Source organism: Litorisediminicola beolgyonensis, from assembly GCF_042679605.1.
Lineage (GTDB): Bacteria > Pseudomonadota > Alphaproteobacteria > Rhodobacterales > Rhodobacteraceae > Litorisediminicola > Litorisediminicola beolgyonensis.
Genome location: NZ_JBHTMU010000025.1, coordinates 1 through 18832, shown reverse-complemented (window position 1 = coordinate 18832; position 18832 = coordinate 1). Strand labels below are relative to the sequence as shown.

At 68.8% G+C, this 18832-nt stretch carries 20 protein-coding genes and 1 other RNA gene; 7 read left to right on the top strand and 14 right to left on the bottom strand.

Annotated features, from left to right (window positions below; genetic code table 11):
* Nucleotides 1-57 precede the first annotated feature (57 nt).
* The 3 genes from ACFQ4E_RS13540 to mazG all read right to left on the bottom strand — a co-directional run bounded on the left by ACFQ4E_RS13540 (nt 58) and on the right by mazG (nt 1884).
* Complete coding sequence (locus ACFQ4E_RS13540; protein WP_386804423.1) at nt 58-537, bottom strand: SspB family protein; 480 nt, start codon at nt 535-537, stop codon at nt 58-60.
* Nucleotides 538-649: 112 nt separating this feature from the next.
* Nucleotides 650-1005: a transfer-messenger RNA gene (gene ssrA, locus ACFQ4E_RS13535) on the bottom strand.
* Between the two features lie 75 nt (nt 1006-1080).
* Entirely contained in the window at nt 1081-1884 is an 804-nt protein-coding gene (gene mazG / locus ACFQ4E_RS13530) for a nucleoside triphosphate pyrophosphohydrolase (protein ID WP_386804421.1), read from the bottom strand.
* Between the two features lie 63 nt (nt 1885-1947).
* On the opposite strand from mazG, the gene ACFQ4E_RS13525 reads away from it, so the two are divergent.
* Nucleotides 1948-3111, top strand: coding sequence for a M20 aminoacylase family protein (locus tag ACFQ4E_RS13525; RefSeq protein ID WP_386804419.1), 1164 nt, complete (start codon nt 1948-1950; stop codon nt 3109-3111).
* A gap of 12 nt (nt 3112-3123) precedes the next feature.
* Here ACFQ4E_RS13525 and ACFQ4E_RS13520 read toward each other — a convergent pair whose 3' ends face one another.
* Nucleotides 3124-3330 carry a hypothetical protein gene (locus ACFQ4E_RS13520; protein ID WP_386804417.1) on the bottom strand — a complete coding sequence of 69 codons (207 nt, stop codon included), beginning with the start codon at nt 3328-3330 and terminating at the stop codon, nt 3124-3126.
* A gap of 256 nt (nt 3331-3586) precedes the next feature.
* On the opposite strand from ACFQ4E_RS13520, the gene ACFQ4E_RS13515 reads away from it, so the two are divergent.
* The gene (locus tag ACFQ4E_RS13515) at nt 3587-3997 is read left to right on the top strand and encodes a DUF1499 domain-containing protein (protein WP_386804415.1); all 411 of its coding nucleotides are present in this window, start codon (nt 3587-3589) and stop codon (nt 3995-3997) included.
* On the opposite strand, the gene ACFQ4E_RS13510 is transcribed toward ACFQ4E_RS13515, so the two are convergent.
* Nucleotides 3973-4251 carry a hypothetical protein gene (locus ACFQ4E_RS13510; RefSeq protein ID WP_386804413.1) on the bottom strand — a complete coding sequence of 93 codons (279 nt, stop codon included), beginning with the start codon at nt 4249-4251 and terminating at the stop codon, nt 3973-3975. The genes ACFQ4E_RS13515 and ACFQ4E_RS13510 overlap by 25 nt on opposite strands.
* A gap of 239 nt (nt 4252-4490) precedes the next feature.
* Between ACFQ4E_RS13510 and prfA the strand changes: the two genes are divergently transcribed.
* From prfA to ACFQ4E_RS13495, 3 genes are all read left to right on the top strand, one after another.
* On the top strand, nt 4491-5540 hold the full coding sequence (gene prfA, locus ACFQ4E_RS13505; protein WP_386804411.1) for a peptide chain release factor 1: 1050 nt from the start codon (nt 4491-4493) through the stop codon (nt 5538-5540).
* Nucleotides 5537-6382 (top strand): peptide chain release factor N(5)-glutamine methyltransferase, encoded by an 846-nt coding sequence (gene prmC, locus ACFQ4E_RS13500; RefSeq protein WP_386804409.1) that lies wholly within the window; start codon nt 5537-5539, stop codon nt 6380-6382. The genes prfA and prmC overlap by 4 nt, the downstream gene beginning before the upstream one ends.
* A gap of 220 nt (nt 6383-6602) precedes the next feature.
* A complete protein-coding gene (locus ACFQ4E_RS13495) occupies nt 6603-7268 on the top strand; it encodes a DUF4167 domain-containing protein (protein ID WP_386804407.1) in 666 nt (221 codons plus the stop codon).
* A gap of 71 nt (nt 7269-7339) precedes the next feature.
* On the opposite strand, the gene rsmA is transcribed toward ACFQ4E_RS13495, so the two are convergent.
* The 6 genes from rsmA to lptF are packed head-to-tail and all read right to left on the bottom strand — an operon-like array spanning nt 7340 to nt 14747.
* Nucleotides 7340-8182, bottom strand: coding sequence for a 16S rRNA (adenine(1518)-N(6)/adenine(1519)-N(6))-dimethyltransferase RsmA (rsmA, locus tag ACFQ4E_RS13490; protein ID WP_386804405.1), 843 nt, complete (start codon nt 8180-8182; stop codon nt 7340-7342).
* Nucleotides 8179-9150: a 4-hydroxythreonine-4-phosphate dehydrogenase PdxA gene (pdxA, locus tag ACFQ4E_RS13485; RefSeq protein ID WP_386804403.1), complete on the bottom strand. Its 972-nt coding sequence runs from the start codon at nt 9148-9150 to the stop codon at nt 8179-8181. The genes rsmA and pdxA overlap by 4 nt, the downstream gene beginning before the upstream one ends.
* Nucleotides 9147-10391, bottom strand: coding sequence for a peptidylprolyl isomerase (locus ACFQ4E_RS13480; RefSeq protein WP_386804401.1), 1245 nt, complete (start codon nt 10389-10391; stop codon nt 9147-9149). The genes pdxA and ACFQ4E_RS13480 overlap by 4 nt, the downstream gene beginning before the upstream one ends.
* A complete protein-coding gene (locus ACFQ4E_RS13475; RefSeq protein ID WP_386804400.1) occupies nt 10382-12520 on the bottom strand; it encodes an LPS-assembly protein LptD in 2139 nt (712 codons plus the stop codon). Before ACFQ4E_RS13475 ends, ACFQ4E_RS13480 begins: the two co-directional genes overlap by 10 nt.
* Nucleotides 12520-13614: an LPS export ABC transporter permease LptG gene (lptG, locus tag ACFQ4E_RS13470; protein ID WP_386804398.1), complete on the bottom strand. Its 1095-nt coding sequence runs from the start codon at nt 13612-13614 to the stop codon at nt 12520-12522. The genes ACFQ4E_RS13475 and lptG overlap by 1 nt, the downstream gene beginning before the upstream one ends.
* The gene (lptF, locus tag ACFQ4E_RS13465; RefSeq protein ID WP_386804396.1) at nt 13611-14747 is read right to left on the bottom strand and encodes an LPS export ABC transporter permease LptF; all 1137 of its coding nucleotides are present in this window, start codon (nt 14745-14747) and stop codon (nt 13611-13613) included. Before lptF ends, lptG begins: the two co-directional genes overlap by 4 nt.
* A 132-nt stretch (nt 14748-14879) precedes the next feature.
* Between lptF and ACFQ4E_RS13460 the strand changes: the two genes are divergently transcribed.
* Both ACFQ4E_RS13460 and ACFQ4E_RS13455 read left to right on the top strand, forming a co-directional pair.
* A complete protein-coding gene (locus ACFQ4E_RS13460) occupies nt 14880-16349 on the top strand; it encodes a leucyl aminopeptidase (protein ID WP_386804394.1) in 1470 nt (489 codons plus the stop codon).
* Nucleotides 16349-16804 carry a DNA polymerase III subunit chi gene (locus ACFQ4E_RS13455; RefSeq protein WP_386804392.1) on the top strand — a complete coding sequence of 152 codons (456 nt, stop codon included), beginning with the start codon at nt 16349-16351 and terminating at the stop codon, nt 16802-16804. Before ACFQ4E_RS13460 ends, ACFQ4E_RS13455 begins: the two co-directional genes overlap by 1 nt.
* A 138-nt stretch (nt 16805-16942) precedes the next feature.
* Here the strand turns inward: ACFQ4E_RS13455 and ACFQ4E_RS13450 are convergent, their stop codons facing one another.
* From ACFQ4E_RS13450 to ACFQ4E_RS13440, 3 genes are all read right to left on the bottom strand, one after another.
* Nucleotides 16943-17302: an excinuclease ABC subunit A gene (locus ACFQ4E_RS13450; RefSeq protein ID WP_386804390.1), complete on the bottom strand. Its 360-nt coding sequence runs from the start codon at nt 17300-17302 to the stop codon at nt 16943-16945.
* 98 nt (nt 17303-17400) lie between these two features.
* Nucleotides 17401-17604: a YgaP family membrane protein gene (locus ACFQ4E_RS13445; protein ID WP_386804388.1), complete on the bottom strand. Its 204-nt coding sequence runs from the start codon at nt 17602-17604 to the stop codon at nt 17401-17403.
* Nucleotides 17605-17694: 90 nt separating this feature from the next.
* On the bottom strand, nt 17695-18832 hold a 1138-nt coding region (locus ACFQ4E_RS13440; RefSeq protein ID WP_386804386.1), incomplete at its 5' end, for a 3'-5' exonuclease.

The window sequence follows — 18832 nt, the reverse complement described above, 5'->3', positions numbered from 1 at the left end:
CGAGGGGCAGGGCGGATGGTTGCGCTAACGCGAGGCCCGCAGGCGCGTGAGACTCGCCTATTTCCGGAACTTGTCGAGGCTCACGACCTCGGCGTCGCCCCGGACCGCGCCCGGCTCGGCCGGATCGGCGACGGGCTTCGGCACCGGGCGACCGGGCGTTTCGTCCTCGTCGTCGCCATCATCGTCCTGCGTCTCGAAGCGCAGGCCGAACTCGACCGACGGATCGACGAAGGTCTTGATCGCGTCGTAGGGGATGTAGAGCCGCTCCGGCGCATCGCCGAAGTTCAGCGTGACCGCAAACCCGTCATCGGTGACCGCGAGGTCGTCGAACCAGTGCTGCATGACCACGGTCATCTCGCCGGGGTAGCGGTCCGAGAGCCAGTCGGCGATCTCGACATCCGGGTGGCCGGTGTCGAAGGTGATGAAGAAATGGTGCTCGCCCGGAAGACCCTCGGCGGCCACATCGGTCAGAACCTGCTGAATCAGGCCCCGCATCGCACGATGCATCAGGTTTCCGTAGTCGATTCCATCCGTCATGCGCTGCTCTCCGCGTCGAGACTGACCTGCAGCATATTCCTTTATCCGCGAAACGGAAGGGGCTGTGGCGGCCAATTGCCGGATCGTCGGGATGAGGTCGGAGGGGGATGAAAATGCAGGCTTCTGTTGCCAGGTGCCTGCGAACCCCGCCAGCCCTTGCTAGAGGACTGGACTTAAGATTTCGATCTTACGCACCGCTTACGCGGCGAGTGCGACCGGAGCACGATTGTCGTTGGCAATTATGCTTTACGGACCGATAACGGTGGTACCTCACCGGGACAAAGCAAACCCCTTTAGACGTTCGTCGATCCTAATTTCGGCCCCATGGTCCCCCAACGAAGGGATGTTTGGTGGAGCCGCCGGGTACCGCCCCCGGGTCCGATCCGCTTATTACGAGCGCGTTTATGTCCATAGTCCCGTTGCCGAGACAGTCCGAATATAGGCGCCAGGGCGGCGGCTGGGAAGACCGGTCGTCGAAATCTTACAAAGATTTCGCGCGTTTTCCGTCTCGGAAAACGGCGCCGGTGGGACGCGCGGTACCCCTCAGGCGCGTTCGGCGCGCTTGGCTGCGTCCCAGAGCGCGTCCATTTCCGCCAGATCGCTGTCGGCGGGGCGCTTGCCGCGTTCCGCCAGCGCATCCTCCACAGCCGAGAAGCGGCGGATGAACTTGGCATTGGCGGCCCGCAGCGCCTCCTCGGGGTCGATCTCAAGATGTCGCGCGAGGTTGGCGATGACGAAGAGCAGGTCTCCGAACTCCTCGGCGCGATGCGCCGGGTCGGTGGCCGCACGCAGCTCGCCCGCCTCCTCGACGATCTTGTCGATCACCTCGTCGGTCGAGGGCCAGTCGAACCCCACCCGCGCCGCGCGGTTCTGCAGCTTCACCGCCCGCGTCAGCGCCGGAAGCCCGACCGCGACCCCGTCGAGCACCCGCGTCTCGGCCTTGGCGGCGCGCTCCGCCGCCTTCACCGCCTCCCAGTCGCGGACCTGCTGTTCGGCACTCTTGTCGTTCGACTCGTCGCCGAAGACATGCGGATGCCGTGCCACCATCTTGTCGGAGATGGCATTGGCGACGTCGTCGAAGCTGAAATGCCCGGCCTCCTCGGCCATCTGCGCGTGGTAGACCGACTGGAACAGAAGATCGCCCAGCTCGCCCTTCAACTCGCCCCAGGCCTCGCGCTCGATGGCATCGGCGACCTCGTAGGCCTCCTCGATCGTGTAGGGCGCGATCGAGGCGAAATCCTGCTCGATATCCCAAGGACAGCCGGTCTCGGGGTCGCGCAGGCGGCGCATGATTTCGCGCAGTCGCGGCAGCCCGCCCTCGGGATCGTGGATCAGCGCGTCCGACATAAGCCTTGCTCCTCGCTCGCAATCGGAGGAGGGATGGACCAGCGACCTTCCGGAGTCCAGCACATGCCCGTTCTCAACCGCATCGCCGGGTTCTCCGACGATCTCACCGCCTGGCGCCGTCACCTGCACGCCCATCCCGAGCTCGGTCTCGACTGCCACGAGACCGCCGGTTTCGTCGTCGCGCGCCTGCGCGAGATCGGTGTCGACGCGATCCATGAAGGCATCGCCGAGACCGGTGTCGTCGCCGTGATCGAAGGGCAGGGGCCGGGGCCCGTGACCGGCCTTCGCGCCGATATGGACGCGCTTCCGATGGACGAGGAAACCGGCGCGGACTGGGCCTCGACCGTGCCGGGACGGATGCATGCCTGCGGCCATGACGGCCACACGACCATGCTTCTCGGTGCGGCGCGCTATCTGGTCGAGACCCGCAATTTCACCGGCCGCGTCGTGCTCCTCTTCCAGCCCGCCGAAGAGACCATTGGCGGCGGCCGGATCATGGTCGAAGAGGGCGTCATGGACCGCTTCGGCATCGAAGAGGTCTACGCGCTCCATTGCGATCCGTTCTCCGAGGAGGGGCGGTTTTCGACCGCGCCCGGCGCGCTCATGGCGGCGGTCGACGATTTCGATCTCGTCCTGACCGGCAAGGGCGGCCACGGCGCCTATCCGCAGGATTGCATCGACCCGATCCCGGGCGCTCTGGCGCTCGGGCAGGCGCTCCAGACCGTGGTGTCGCGCAATGCCGATCCGCGCCAGCCTCTGGTCGTGTCGCTGACCAAGCTCCATGGCGGCTCGGCCTCGAACGTGATCCCGTCGCGTGTGACGATGGGCGGCACGGTGCGCAGCTTCGACGCCGCGACCCGGGACCTGGCCGAGCGCCGGATCGGCGAGCTCTGCCGCAGCATCGCCGAGGCCTACGGGCTTGGCGTCGAGATCGATTACCGCCGCAACTATCCGCCCACGATCAATCACGCCGATCAGGCAAACTGGGCCGCGGGCATCGCAGGCGACATCGTCGGAGAGGCGCTGGTCGATGCCAATGTGCCGCCCGAGATGGGGGCCGAGGATTTCTCCTTCATGCTCGAAGCGCGGCCGGGGGCGTTTCTGTTTCTCGGCCAGGGCAAGGGGCCGTCGGTGCATCACCCGGAGTTCGATTTCAACGACCGGGTCGCCCCGATCGGCGCGAGCTTCTTCGCGCGGCTGATCGAGACCCGCCACGCGCGCGGCTAGATCCCGGCGGGATCAGTCGCCGCCGTCGCCGCCATCGCAGCCGCCGTCATAATCGCCGTAATCGCCCGTCGCCCCGTCGGCGGAGCGACGGCTGCCGAAGAGCCAGAACAGCGCGAAGACCACGGCGAAGAGCAGCACTAGGGACGGAAGCTTGGATTCCGAGATGAACGCGGTGAGGGCGTCGTCGAACGCGGCAAGCAGGGTGATCAACTGGTCCATGCCGCGAGTTTAGCAGGAAAATGCGCGCGCGTCTCTCGATCCGGAAGGACGCGCGCGGGGCTGGGTCGACCCAGGCCGGGACGCCTTTGCCCATAGAGCCCCCGAGAGGCCCGCCCTAGATTCTGCCCGGACCTCGTGCACTCCCATGCGGCGGAGCGCAGGAAATTGCCGGTTCCGCGCCCGCGCCCCGTGCCGCCCCTCGACCCGGCGGATCACTGTGATAGGTCGGAACGACACCGCTATCGAAAGAGTCGCCGTGAAAAAGCTGTTCATCCTTCTGATCCTCGCCGCCATAGCTGCAGCCGCCTGGGTGCGCCTTGCGCCGTCGCCCGCGGAGGACTGGCATGTCGATCCCAAGGTGACCGCCGATCAGGACGGCGCGAACCAAGTGCGTCGCCGGATCGAGGGGGGCGAGGACGTGTTCCGCCGCCTCGATCACATCATACTCGCCACGCCGCGCACCGACCTTCTGGCCGGAAGCCCCGAGGAAGGCCGCGTGACCTATATCACCCGGTCGAAATGGATGGGCTTCCCCGATTACACCACCATCCAGTTGGGCGATGGCGTGGTCGAGCTCTGGTCGCGCTCGCGCTTCGGCCAGTCCGACATGGGCGTCAACCGCGCCCGCGCCGAAGGCTGGCTTCAGGAACTGTCGCGCGGCGAGTGATCCGGCAGGCGCGGCGCTTCGGACGACAGACACCCCTCGTAAAGCTCGCGCCACATCGGCACGTTCAGCGACATCTGGCATTGCGCGGTGAAGCTGCGGCCGTCGACATGCAGGCAGATCATCTCGCCCAGCTCGATCCGCTCGCCATGGCTGCCGGTGCAGTAGCACGGAATCGTCCGCCCGCCCGGGGTCGTGACATCCGCACCGGCAAGACCGGGGGCCGCGGCGACGAAGAGGGACAGGATCAGGCGCATAGCGCGATCATAGCACGGTTTTTCCCGTCGGCGGAGGTCGGAGTGAGCGCGGATTTCGCGCCGTGAGACGCCGCCGCGAGCGGTGTCGGTGCCGTAGCTGCGCAGGTCCATTTACCCGCTCCAGATCGGCCCGGACGCATAACCGCGCCGCCAACCGACCGCCCCGAGACCCCGCCTCGACCCGGTCCGATGCGTCCCGGGCTTGACCGGACCGGGTGGATCGGCAAGGAACCGCATCCATGGTTCCTGAAGAGCGCCTTTCCCAGATCGTTGAGCGGTTCGAGTATCTCGAGGCGCGCCTTGCCACGGGCGAGGGCGATATCGCCGCCCTGGGCCGCGAATATGCCGAGTTGAAACCCGTCGTTTCTCAGATCGGCGCCTGGCGCAGCCTCGTCGAGGCGCGGCGCGATGCGCAGGCGATGCTCGACGACCCCGAGATGCGGGCGCTGGCCGAAGAGGAACTGGCCGCGATCAGGGCCGAGCTGCCCGAGGCCGAGGCCGCGCTCCAGATCGCGCTTCTGCCGCGCGACGCCGCCGACGCCCGGCCCGCCATCCTCGAGATTCGCCCCGGCACTGGCGGCGAGGAGGCGGCTCTTTTCGCCGCCGATCTCTACCGGATGTATCTGCGCTACGCCGAGGCCCGCGGCTGGCGGGTCGAGGTGATCGAGGAACAGACCTCGGAACTCGGCGGCCTGCGCGAGTTGGTCGCCCGGATCGAGGGCGACAACGTCTTTGCGCGGCTGAAATACGAGAGCGGCGTGCACCGCGTGCAGCGCGTGCCCGCGACCGAATCCGGGGGCCGCATCCACACCTCCGCCGCCACCGTCGCGGTCCTGCCCGAGGCCCAGGAGGTCGATATCGCCATCGACCCGAACGATCTCCGGATCGACACGATGCGCAGCTCCGGCGCCGGCGGCCAGCACGTCAACACCACCGACAGCGCGGTGCGCATTACCCATCTTCCGACCGGCATCGTCGTGACCTCCTCCGAGAAGAGCCAGCACCGCAACCGCGAGATCGCCATGAACGTGCTCCGCGCGCGGCTCTACGATGCCGAACGCCAGCGCGCCGCCTCGGAACGCTCCGCCGACCGCAAGGCGCAGGTCGGCTCGGGCGACCGGTCCGAGCGCATCCGCACCTACAATTTCCCTCAGGGCCGCCTTACCGATCACCGCATCGGGCTCACGCTCTACAAGCTCGACCAGGTGATGCAGGGCGATCTGGACGAGGTCATCGACGCCCTGACCGCCGATGCGCAGGCCGCGCAGCTGGCCGAGATGGGCGCATGAGCGCGGCCCTGACCGGATCGCAGATCCTCGCCGAAGCGACGCAGCGGCTGACCGAGGCGGGCGTCCCCGATCCGGGCCGCGATGCGCGGCGGCTTCTGGCGCATGTGCTCAAGGTTCCGCCCGGACGGCTGACGCTCTTTCTGCCCGAGCCCGTCGCGCCGGATCTGACCGTGGTCTACCGGGTGATGATCGACCGCCGCGCCGACCGGGTGCCGGTCTCGCACCTGATCGGACGCAGGCTCTTCTACGGGCGCGAGTTCCTGGTGTCGCGCGATGTGCTCGACCCGCGCCCCGAGACCGAGACTCTGATCGAGGCCGCGCTGGCCGAGCCCTACGCCCGTGTGCTCGATCTCGGCACCGGCTCGGGCTGCATTCTCCTGACGCTCCTGGCCGAGCGCGAGGACAGTCTCGGCACCGGCGTTGATCTGAGCGCCGCCGCGCTCGAGGTGGCGTTCTGGAACCGCAACGCCATGCGGCTCGAACACCGCGCCGAGCTGATCGAGGGCTGCTGGTACGACGCGCTCGGCGAGGCGCGCTACGATCTGATCGTGTCGAACCCGCCCTATATCGCCGCCCACGAGATGGCGGGGCTCGCGCCCGAGTTGCGCTTTCACGAGCCGCGCATGGCGCTGACTGACGAGGGTGACGGGCTCTCGGCCTACCGCATCATCGCCGAGGGCGCCGCCGAGCGGCTCCTGCCCGGAGGCCGTCTTCTGGTCGAGATCGGGGCCACGCAGGCCGCGGACGTGACGCAGATCTTCGCCGCCGCGGGGCTCTCGCGGCTGCGCGTTCTGCCCGATCTCGATGGCCGAGACCGTGTCGTTCTGGCCGAATCCGTGTGATTCAGGGCCCCGTTCGGTGGGATTCCGCCCATTTGACGCTATTTGCCCTTGTGAAAGCGATCCGGACATGGTTACTCGGGATCAGTCGGGACGGCGGATGCCTTTTGGGCGGTCCCGCCCGACACCAAGCCATACAGCGACGTGATCCGGACGCAACGGGCGCAGCACAGAGCGCCTCACGGATCACCGGAACAGTCAAAGACAGGACTGAAATCACCTCATGCGATCCTCGAACAAACGCTCGCGGTCGAAGTCCAACCGCAACCGGAATACGGTCGGGAACGTCGTCAACCGGGTTTTCGACAGCTCCGGTCCGGACGGCAAGGTGCGCGGCACGCCGCAGCAGATCATCGACAAGTACAACCAGCTTGCCCGCGACTCCCAGCTGAGCGGTGACCGCGTGGCCACCGAGAACTTCCAGCAGCATGCCGAGCATTACCTTCGGATGCTGAGCGAAGCGCAGCGCGAACAGAACGAGCGCCGCGAGCAGCAGGAACGCGAGAACCGCGAACGCCAGGCGCAGCGCGACCGCGAGCGCTCGGACCGCCAGGACGACAACGGCGGCAATGACAACAACGGTGGCAACAATGGCCATTCCGATGGCGGCAACGGATCGGGCGGCGGCCAGCACGATGGCAGCCCCGAGGCCTCCGAGCAGCCGGAGACCAAGGCGCCCAAGCGTCGCCGGGGCGGCGGCGGTGGCGGGGCCGAGGTGATCGAACCCGAGTTCGGCGAAAGCTCGAGCAGCACCGACGTGGTCGATCTCTCCGAGGATGACGAAGACAGCGGTCTGGTCGACACGCCCGAGAACGCCTCGCAGAAGCCCAAGCGCAAACCGCGCCGGAAGGCCTCGGATGCACCCAAGGCGGACAACGCCGCCGAGTAAGCGCCCGGATATCAGAATTTTTAAAGCCGCGCCCATCGAGGCGCGGCTTTTTCATTTGCGAAGCTCTGGCCTCAGCCCTCCTCGAGCACCCGCGCCAGCGCGCAGAACCGCTCCAGCGGCACCTGCTCGGCGCGCTCGGTGGGCGCGATCCCCGCCGCTTCGAGCTTTTCCTCGATCTGCGGATGAAGACCCTTGAGCGCCGCGCGCAGCATCTTGCGCCTCTGGTTGAAGGCGGCGGCCACGACGCGCTCCAGGCGCTTCGCGGGCGCCGGAAAGCGCGGCTCGGGCAGGGCGGTCAGATGCACCACCGCCGAGGAGATCTTCGGCGGCGGCGTGAACGCCTCGGGCGGCAGCGACATCACGATCCGCGCCTCAGAGCGCCATTGCGCGAGGATCGCGAGCCGCCCATAGGCCTTGGACCCGGGTGCCGCGCATATGCGCTCGGCCACCTCGCGCTGGAACATCAGCGTCAGCGAGGACCAGACCGGAGGCCAGGTCTCGGGTGTCAGCCAGCGCACCAGAAGCTCGGTGCCGACATTGTAGGGCAGGTTCGCGCAGATCGCGATCGGCGGGGTCAGCCGCTCCAGCGGGTTGATCTCCAGCGCGTCGCCCTCGACCACCTCGAGCCGCCCGGGATAGGCCTCGGCGATCTGCGCGAGCGCCGGAAGACAGCGCGCATCCTTCTCGACCGCGAGCACCTTGCGCGCCCCTTCGGCCAGAAGCCCGCGCGTCAACCCGCCGGGGCCGGGGCCGATCTCAAGCACGTCGAGCCCGCTCAGATCGCCCGCCTGCCGCGCGATCTTGGCGGTCAGGTTCAGGTCCAGAAGGAAGTTCTGCCCGAGCGCCTTTTTCGCCGAGAGACCGTGCTCCGCGATCACCGCGCGGAGCGGCGGCAGGCCGTCGATGGCGCTCATGCCCGCCGCCCCGCGAGGTCCCAGGCCAGCCGCAGCGCGGCCAGCGTCGAGGCGGGGTTGGCGCGCCCCGTTCCGGCGATGTCGAAGGCGGTGCCGTGATCGGGCGAGGTGCGGATGAAGGGCAGGCCCAGCGTCAGGTTCACGCCCCGGTCGAAATCGAGCGTCTTGATCGGGATCAGCGCCTGGTCGTGATACATCGCCACCGCGGCGTCGTAGCGCGCGCGGGCGGTGTCGTGGAACATCGTGTCCGCCGAGAGCGGCCCGGCGAGGTCGAGGCCCTCCGCTCGAAGCTTCTCCAGCACCGGCGTGATGATCTCGATCTCCTCGCGCCCCATCTTGCCGCCTTCGCCCGCATGGGGGTTGAGACCGGCGACCGCAATCCGCGGCCGGGAGAGGCCGAAGAGCCGCCGCAACCCGTCATGGGTGATCCGAAGCCGCGTCTCCAGAAGCTCGGCTGTCAACGCGCGGGGCACCTCCGACAGCGCGATGTGGATCGTCGCCGGGACCACCCGCAGCCGGTCCGAGGCCAGCATCATCACCACCTCGGGGACGCCCGCGAGATCGCGCAGGAACTCGGTATGGCCCGGAAAACCGAAGCCCGCCCCGTCCTGCAGCGCCTGCTTGTGGATCGGCAGCGTGCAGAGGCCCGAGGCCGCGCCCTCTGTCACCAGACGCACGCCGGTCTCGATGCTTTCCACGACCTTCGCGGCCTGCGCGGGCTGCGGCGCCCCGGGCGTGCGCTTGCCCGGAAAGGCCAAGGGCAGCACCGGCACCCCGTCCGAGGCCGCCTCCGCGGCCTCCGCGACCGAGCCGATCTCGACCAGCGGCGTGCCCTCGGGCAGATGGCCCGGGTCGCCGATCCAGGCGAAGGGCAGGGACGCGCCGAGCACCGACCAGGCCGCAGCGGCAAGCTCCGGTCCGATCCCCGCCGGTTCGCCGCAGGAGACGGCGAGAGGCGCGGGGCTCATCGCTCGATGATGCGGGCGTCGGCGCGGAGCTGCGCGAGATAGCCATCGGCCAGCGCCGTGACCCGGCGGTTGCGCAGCCCGAGCGTCAACTGCTCGCGATCCGCCGTCTCGGCGACCGCATTGGTGCGCCCGCAGAGCATCAGCACCATCAGCGTCTGCCCGTTGTTGCGCGTCAGAGCGGTCGAGATCTCGCCGGGATCGAGCTTGGAGAGCTCGAAGGCGATATCCGTGGGCACCTGCGCGGGCGGCAGCGTCTCGCGCTGGAGGACCGAGGGATCCTGCCCCTTGGCGATCCCGTAAAGATCGTCGCAGCGGTCGGTCTTGCTGTCGATCACCCGCGCGCGCGCCAGCGTCTCGGCGGTGCGCCCGCCGGGCAGGTAATAGGCGGCATATTCCACCGCGGCGATCTCGGGCGCGCTGTAGCCCGCCTCTTCGATGCCGCGCAGCTGGAAGAGCGCCACGGCGTTCGGGATCGGCAGCGGATCGGTCACCTCGCCCGGCGCGAGACCCAGCACGATGGGCTGGAGCGCGGGCGGCAGATCGGTCAGGTTCTGCCAGGGCAGACGTCCGCCGCTGCCGCGCGTCGCGGTCGCGGAAAACTGGCGCGCATAGGCGGAGAACTCCGCCTCCGAGCGCGTCTGCGCGATCTGCTCGGCCCGGGCGCGGACCTGCGCGGCCTGCGGCGGCGGGGCGGGCATGATGATCTCCGACAGAAGCACGCGCACGTTCGAGCCATCCGCCGACGAGGACAGCGCCCGGTCGACCTCGGCCTCGCTCACCGCGCTGTCGCGGGCGAAGCGGGCCTGCACGAACTGCCGCCAGGCCAGGCCCGCGCGAACGAAATCGTAGAAGGTCTCCTCGGCCACGCCGCCCCCGGCCAGCGCCCGGGTGAACTCTTCGCGGCTGAGATTGGCCCGGCCCGCGAACTCTTCCATGCCTTCGAGGATTTCCTCGCGGCTCGGATCGAACCCCGCGGCGCGCGCCGCCTGCAGCCGCAGACGGTCGTCGACCAGTTGTTCGCGCGCCAGCGTCTGAGGATTGCCCGGCGCGTTCAGGAGCGTCAGCATCTGGGCGCGCTGCTGCAATTCGTAGCCGGTGATGACGCTGTCATTGACGGTGATCGCGGGCGAAAACAGGCCCTGCGCGGCCGCCGGGGCGACACCACCCAAAGGCAGGGCAGTCAGCGGCAGGACGGCGAGGGCCAGAACGCGAAGCGCGGCGAATGTGGTCTTCAGGGGCATGTAGGTCTGCTCTCCTTGGCACTGCCGCCGGTGCTGAAGCCTTTCAGCGCGACGGTCAGGCCGAAATCCGTGGATGGTTCTACGTTAGTGGATGAGGCAAAGCGGCGCGAGACCGAAAACCGCGCGCGCACGCACTCGTTCTGCCAGGTGAGGCTGGCGCCGGCGCGCGCGAACCGGTCGTCGGTGACGTCGTAGCGGCCATAGACCTCGGTCGAGACCGCTTTGGTGACGCGGTAGAGCCCGTCGACGCTCCATTCCGACAGCGCACCGTTGCGATCCTCCTGCGGATCGTTGGGCAGAAGCAGGTAGGAGCCCGCGAGATCGAAGCGCCTGGTGGTCCATCCGGCGCGGGCCTCGGCCTTGAAGAACTGCGCGCTCCGGGGGTCGAGAAGGCCGCGGATCTGGAAATCCCAACCTTCGGGCCGCCGCGCCTGCGCCGCGATCAGGAGATCCGAGGCCCCGCCCGAGAGCCCCGAAGACAGGCTCAGATCGGGGTCGGGCTCCTCGCGCCAGACCCGGCCGAGGATCAGCGACGCGGTCGAGCCCGAGCGCCCCTCGCGGAGCCAGCGCAGCCCGAGCGCCGCCGTGGCCCCACGCTCGCGCCGATCGGTCGCCGGGAAGCGCGTCAGCGCCAGGAGATTGCCCTCGTCGAACTCGACGCGGGAGCTTTCGTCGTTCGGGATCGCCAGCCGCTCGCCGCCCATCCAGCCCAGCTGCGCGACCGGCTCGAGCAGGTAGCGCGCGCCGTTCGAGCCGCGCGCGGCGAAGGGCCAGCGCAGCTCCAGCGCCGCGCCCGGCGTCAGTTGCGACGCGCTCTCGGGCGCGCCCGCATCCTGGCGGGTCTCGAAGCGGTCGGCCCAGAGATGCAGCCTCAGCCCCGCGCGCATCCCGCCCGCGAGCGTCCAGCGGTCGCGCCAGCTCAGATCGGCGGCAAGCCGCGTGACGTCCCGCCCGTCGATGATGTCATCGGCATCCGCGCCGTCGGTGACGCTGTCGGAATAGCGGTAATGCGAATGGAGCCGCGCCCCGAACCGCAGCTCGCCGCCGAGCCGCGCCGGAAACACCCGCCGCTCGTGGTTCAGATCGATCACGATCGAGGGCTGGGTCGCGTCGCTTTCGGCATCGCGCAGGGTCTGGTAATGGATGATCCCCGCCTCGGAATAGCTGTCCGGGCGCGTCCGGGTCAGCGACAGCGCGCTGTCGAGCCGGTCTTTCGACGAATAGTCATACGCCGAGAGATAGGCGTCGTCCGAGGTCGTCTCGATATCGAAGCTGAGCGCCACGCCGCGCCCCAGATCGAAGGCGCCGGTGGTGAAGAGGTAGCCGCGCAGACCCTCGTCCGAGATGTCGTCCTGGCTGAACGCGCCGTTGATCTCGATATCGCCGCGGCGGAACGCCTGCCGGTAGCGGTATTCCAGCGTCCGGGTGATGCGCGAGACATAGGGCGTCAGAGTGATGTCGCGATGGGGTCCGAGCGGGATGAAATAGGGCACCTTGATCCCGAACCCCAGAAGCGTCGACGATCTCAGCGTCGGGACCAGAACGCCCCGCGCGCGCTCCAGCGTGGGATCGGGCATCCGGAGGCGCGGCATGTAGAAGATCGGCACGTCGAGAACGCGGAATTGCGCGTGATCGAAGTAGATCTGCTTCTCGATCTCGTCATGGATCACCCGGTCGGCGCGGATCTGCCAGAGCGGCGTGTCGTTCGGTCCGCAGACTTGGCAGGAGGTGGCGGCGACCCGGCTGAGCTGGGTGTAGCGCCCGCCGACGCGCTGCGCCTCGACCGCGGCGAGCTGCAGCTGCTCGTCCAGAACCAGCCGCGCGCCGCGCAGGAGACCGTTTTCGAAATCGCGGTCGAGCGCCGCGCTGTCGGCCACCAGAACCGTGCCGTCCGGCCCGGTCAGCCGGATCGGCCCGGTGAGACGCAGCGTGTCCGTGGCGCGGTCGTAGACGACGGTCTCTGCATTGAGCCGCGTGCCGTCATAAAGCGCCTCGACCGCACCGGTGGCGATCAGCCGCTCGCCCTCGACCCGGACGCTGTCGGCGACCAGAAGCGCCGGATCGGGGCTCTGCGCTCGGGCGGGCAGGGCCGCGAGCGCCAGGAGCAGCGACAGAAAGAACGCGCGCATCATCCGTCCTCCCGGTGCAGGATCAGGCCGAAGGCGATCATCAGCGCCGCCACGGGCGGGATCCAGGCGGCGGTGTAGGGGTCGATCTGGCCATTTTCACCCAGGATCTGCGCAAAGTTTCTCACGTAATATAGTCCAAACCCGAGAAGCACCGCCGTCAGCACGGAAATTCCCGTCCGCCCGAGGCGCGTATGCCGCATGGTGAGCCCGGCGCCAACCAGCGTCAGCGCCAGAAGAAAGATCGGCCGGGCCAGTTCCAGCTGCAGCCAGACGGCGTAGCGCCGGGCCGAGAAGCCGGCCTGCTCGAGCTCCGAGATGAAGGCCGGAAGCGCCCAGATCGACACCGCCGAGGGGCGGCCGAACCGGTCGCGGATGCTGTCCTGCGTCAGGGTCGAGGCGAGCTCCATCCGGGGCGCCTCTTCGGCGGCGCCCTCGGCGTTGCCGCCGCCGCCGAGCGGCCAGCTCTTGGTGTTCGAAAGCTGCCACGCGCCGTCCTCGAGCCATGCCTCCTCGGCCTCGATCCGCCGCGTCGGCCCGCCCGAGAAGCCGTATTCGACGAAGGTCACCTCGAAGAGGCGCGTCGCATCCGGGGTGGCCCGGGAGGCGTGGATCACCGTCTGCCCGGTGTCGTCGCCCTGCCGCAGCCAGAGCCCCTCGGCCCCGATGGAAAACGTCGCGGTGCCGCCGTTGCGGTAGCGCTCGACGAGGTCGGAATAGCGCTTCGACGTGCCCGCGACGATCGGGTTCATCGCCGCGACCGCCACCGCGCCGACGAGCAGCGACACAAGCGCAGGGCCCAGGAGCGCCACCAGCCCCGAGCGCCCCGCCGCGCGCGCGATCAAAAGCTCCGAGGAGCGCGCGAGCGCCAGAAACACCGCGATGGAGGACAGGATCATCACCAGCGGTAACATCTGATAGAGCCCCTCGGGCGCTTTCAGCAGCGTCAGGGTGAAGAGCGCGCCGGGCGCGAGATCGCCCTCGAACCGGCGCAACAGATCGACCACGTCGAGAAGCGCTAGGAACAGGAAGAACACCCCGAACAGACCCAGAAAGACGAGCAGAAACCGCCGCGCGAAATAGAGATGCAGGATCATGTCGCGGCCTCTTCGGCCTCGCGCAGCCGGCGGCGCGGCGGATGCGGGCGCGCTGCCCAGGCGAGCATCGTCGCCACCAGGACCAGCCCGAAGAGCGGCGCGGCATAGGTGAGCGGCCAGAGCGACGCGGTCTTCAGGACCGCGGCCGTCGCGGCGCTCTCGACCATCTTGATCAGCACCAGAAGCAGCACCGCGAAGGCGATCTGCTTGCCCAGCCCGAAGCGGCTGAACCCGCCCACGATCAGCGCCGCGAAACCCACGAGCGACGCCACCACCGCGAGGATCGGCATGGCCAGCCGTGTATGCGCCTCCTCGAACACCTCGCCGATATCCTCGCGCGTGAGCTCCGACACGCCCTCGGGATCGGTCAGGAGAAGCAGCGTCGGCAGCTCGTCGGGTTCCGGCCTGCGGCTGTCGCGCGCGTCGATGAGCGCGCTGACATCATAGGTGAGATCCGCGAAGGTCGTGGTCGAGAGCCGCCGTGTCCCGATCTCGTAGGTCTGCGCCAACCCGTTCAGGAGGATCAGCCGCGTCTCGTCATCGTCGCGCAGGATCACCGCGCTCTCGGCGGTATAGGTGACCTCGCGCCCGTCCTGGCGACGGTCGGAGAGATAGACGTCCAGAAGCTCGCCCTCGGCGGTGATGTCGCGGATGTAGAAGGTCACCCCGCGCGACGGATGCAGGAAGCTGCCCTCGCGCAAAAGCCGCGCGCTGACCGCGCCCGAGACCTCGAGCTCGCGGTCGCGCAGCTGCGCAAGGCTCGAGGGCACCAGTACGTTGCTCAGGACCAGCATCATGCAGCCCACGAAGAGGCCGAAGAACAGCACCGGACGCGCCAGCCGCCAGGGCGAGAACCCCGTCGCCCGCATCACAGTCAGCTCCGAGTCGCTCGACAGCCGGTTGGTGACCGCGACCGCGGCCGCGAAGGCCGACATCGGCAGCACCGACAGGATCACGCCGGGCAGCGACAGGAGCGTGAACTCCAGCACCACGCCCGCCGACTGCCCGTCGGCGATCAGCCGGTCGAACAGCACCACCGCACGGTTGATCCAGTAGACCGCGACCAGCACCAGGGTGAAGAAACCGAAGAGCACGAGCAGCCGGGACAGGAGATATCTGTCGAATCTCGCCACGCCGCGCCTTGCCTCCCGAGGTCTCGTTGCCGCGGACCCTAGCCCATGTTTCGGGGCGGAGAAAGGTCGCTCTGGTCAAGCTCCGGCCCGGACGATACCTCTGGGTCCGACCCGTCTTTCAAGGAATGAGCCATGACCGAACTGCGCCCCGTGTCCTTCACCGCCACCGATCTCGACGCGCTGGCGAAGGCCCCGGGCCGGATCGCGGTCTTCGTGCCCGCCGACGGCAAGCTCTCGCCCGGCGCGCGGCGGCTGAACAAGCTCTGCAAGGGCGCGCTCGAGCGCGCCGTGGGTTCTGAGCGCTTCGAGAAGCTCGCGCAGGGCGACGCGCTCTCGCTCGCCTGGCCCGCGGGGCTTGAGGCCGACGGCATCGACATCGTCAAGCTCGACAAGAAGGCCGACACCGCCGCCGCCCGCAAGTCCGGATCGGCGCTCGCCCGCGCGGGCGGCAGCGCCGCGCTCACTGTGCTGGCCGAGGCCCGAGGCGACACCGCCGAGATCGTGCTGGGCCTCGTCCTGCGCTCCTACCGCTTCACCCGGCACAAATCCGACAAGGGTGACGCGCCGGGCGCGGTGACGATCCACTCCGCCAAGCCCGACGCCGCCGAGACCGCCGCCGCCACCGCGCTGGCCCTGGCCGAGGGCGTCAGCTTCACCCGCGATCTCGTCAACGAACCCGCCAACGTCCTGACCACCAGCGAGTTCGCCGCCCGTCTCGTGGCGCTCTCCGAGCTCGGCATCGAGGTCGAGGTCCTCGAAGAGGATCACATGCGCGAGCTCGGCATGGGCTCGTTCCTCTCGGTCAGCCAGGGTTCGGAAAGCCCCGCGAAACTCGTGGTCATGCGCTGGAAGGGCGGCGGCGACGAGGCGCCGCTCGCGCTTGTCGGCAAGGGCGTCGTCTTCGACACCGGCGGCATCTCGCTGAAACCCTCGGCGGGCATGGAGACCATGACCATGGACATGGGCGGCGCCGGCGTGGTCGCGGGCACGATGCGCGCGCTCGCGCGCCGCAACGCCCGCGCCAATGTCACCGGCCTTGTCGGCTTGGTCGAGAACATGCCCGACGGGCGCGCCTCGCGCCCGGGCGATATCGTCACCTCGATGAAGGGCGACACGATCGAGATCGTGAACACCGATGCCGAGGGCCGTCTCGTCCTGGCCGACGTGCTCTGGTACGCGCAGGAGACCGAAAAGCCCGCCGCGATGATCGACCTCGCCACCCTGACCGGGGCCTGCATCGTCGCCCTCGGGCACGATCATGCCGCGGTTCTCGGGACCGATGACGGCTTCACCGAGGATCTCCTCGCCGCGGCCAAGGCCGAGGGCGAGGGCGCCTGGCGCATGCCCTTCGGTCCGGGCTATGCCGATCTCATCAAGACCCCGCTCGCCGATGTGAAGAACTCGGGCGGCCGCCCGGCGGGCACGCTGACCGCGGCGGAATTCCTCAAGCGCTTCGTGAAGGACGACCTGCCCTGGTGCCATATCGACATCGCGGGCGTCGCGCATGTGCCGAAGGACCAGGTGCTTTCGGCCAAGGGCGCGACAGGCTGGGGTGTCCTGACCCTCAACCGCCTCATCGCCGAGCATTTCGAGCAGGGGTGATGGGTGCGGCCTATTTCTACCACCTGACCCGCGCGCCCCTCGACGAGACGCTGCGGCTTCTCTTGGGCAAATCGCTGCAGGCGGGCTGGCGCGTGGCGCTCCGCGCGCCCGATCCCGCGCGGCTCGACTGGCTCGATCAGGCGCTCTGGCTCGGGCCCGAGGACGGGTTCCTGCCGCATGGCATCGCGGGCGGCCCGCATGACGCGGCGCAACCGATCCTCCTGACCACCGGTGAGGCCAGGAACGATCCCGCCTGTCTCATGGCCGTGGACGGCGCCGGGGTCGATGCAGGCGAGGTCGCCCGGCTCGAGCGGGTCTGCATCCTTTTCGACGGCCATGACGAAGCCGCCGTCGCCCAGGCCCGCACCCAGTGGAAGGCACTGACCGGTGCCGGTGCCGCCGCGCAATACTGGTCCGAAGCCTCGGGCCGCTGGGAAAAGAAAGCCGAGGCCTGACAGCCGGAAAGCGCCCCACGCATCCGCGCCGGGCGCCTTCCCGATGTTTCATCTGTCCGGAAATATCCCGGAGAGCGCGAGAGGCAGCGCCTCTCGCATCGCGCAGCGATCCCGGTGCGCGACCGCTCCCGGCTCAGGTCAGTTCAGGATCGTCGACAGCGCCCCGATCACGTCCAGAACCTCGCGGGTCTCGCGATCGACGCGGTAGACGGTCTCGCCCACGCGGTAATAGCTCTCGCCCGGGTCCAGATCGTAGCGGCGCGGATCGCGGATCACGACGTAATCGGTGTCGATCCGGTCGCCGATCCCGTAGCGGTAAAGCTGCTCCTCGGCATAGCGGTCCTCGTCGCGGATCACGCCCTTCTTGGCGAGGCCCGGAGGCGTGCAGCCGTTCTGTTTCTTGGCGAGCCCCGGCGGGCAGCCCTTGGGGGCGGCGATGGCGGGGGTGACGGCGGCGCAGGCAAGCGCCAGCGCGAGTGTGGTCATGATGCGGGTCATGGCATGTCTCTTTCCTTGGTTCGGAAAGGAAATGCCTCTGCCCCGGCAACCGTTCCAGCGGGCAGCGCTCCTTGGGCGGAGCGTCGCCGATGCGCGGGCTATGTTCCGCTCTGGCAGGTGTTGATCCCGAAGAGGGAATAGAGCCCGCAGGTCCCGAAAATCCCGGTGGCCAGCGGCATGATGCCGATCAGGAACAGCCAGCGATAGGCCGCGTCGGGCATGAGGAAAAAGCCCAGGAGAAGGGCCACTCCGACGACGATCCGAAGGACCCGGTCGAGCGTGCCGACATTGCGCGTGAACATGGCGAGATCTCCGTTTGTGGAATCACATTCTATAAGATGAATATGATGGTCAAACAGCGCGTCCGCAAGGGACGCAACGTCGCAGGCACCTCAGTTCTGATCGGCGATCAGCCGTCCATGCTTGCGCATCTCGGTGACCAGGCGGCCGAACCGGTCGATCCCGCGCGCCTCGAGCATCGGCAGCATCCGGCAGAGCACCTGGGCGGTCGCGCGGGCATCGCCGAGCGCGGTGTGGCGGTCGGCCTCGGCCAGCTCGACCCCGAGCCGCGCGGCGAGACTGTCGAGGTCATGCGGCTCGGTCGTGCCGAACAACACCGCCGAGACCAGCACCGTGTCGACCACCGGCATGTCCCAATCGACCCCCATGGCGCGGCGATGGCGGCGCAGAAAGGCCAGGTCGAAGGGAGCGTTATGGGCGACGATCACCCCGTCCCGGGCGAAGCGGTGCAATGCGCGACCGGCCTCGGCGATCTTCGGCGCGCCCGCGACCATCGCGTCGGTCACGCCATGCACCTTGGTCGAGACCGGCGGGATCGGGCGTTCGGGATCGACCAGCGTGTCGAAGCTCTCGGTCTCGACCACGCGGCCCCGGAGCACCCGGAGCGCGCCGATCTGCACCACCGCGTCCTTGTGCGGCAAGAGCCCCGTCGTCTCCAGATCGAAGACGCAGAAATCGAGCCGCGATAGCGGCGCCTCCTCGAGCCCGGTCTCGCTTGAGCGGTCCAGAAGCGCGAAATCATAGGTCAGCGGGCGCTGCGCCTCGGGGGCGATGCGCGCCTCGGCGGCGTCGATGAAGATGAGCGTGCAATCGGCCTCGAGCGGGGTCATCGTGAGGGTGAGCGTCAGAGCCCGGTCGGCGGTCGCCATCCCGGCCTCGACGGATTTGCCGGTCGACCGCATCTGGGCCTTGGCGCGGTCGAACGCGCGGCGGTCGACATAATCCGACATCGGCGCATTGAGCCGGGGCGCGGAGATCTGCGACAGGATCTCGGCGGCCTGACCGTCATAGAGCACGATCTGGTCATTGCCATTGATCAGCACGGTGGCGATGGGAACCTCTGAGAGGATCGCGGTCAGGCGCTTCCGCTCGTCCTCGAGATGCCGGGTCTCGAGCGCCACGGCCTCGGCGCGCTCCTGGCGCGCGGTGGAGAGCGCCGCGGTGACGGCGGTGGCGGCGGGGCCGAGATCGCCCAGATGCGCCGCGGCGCTTGCGTCGAGCGCATGCGCC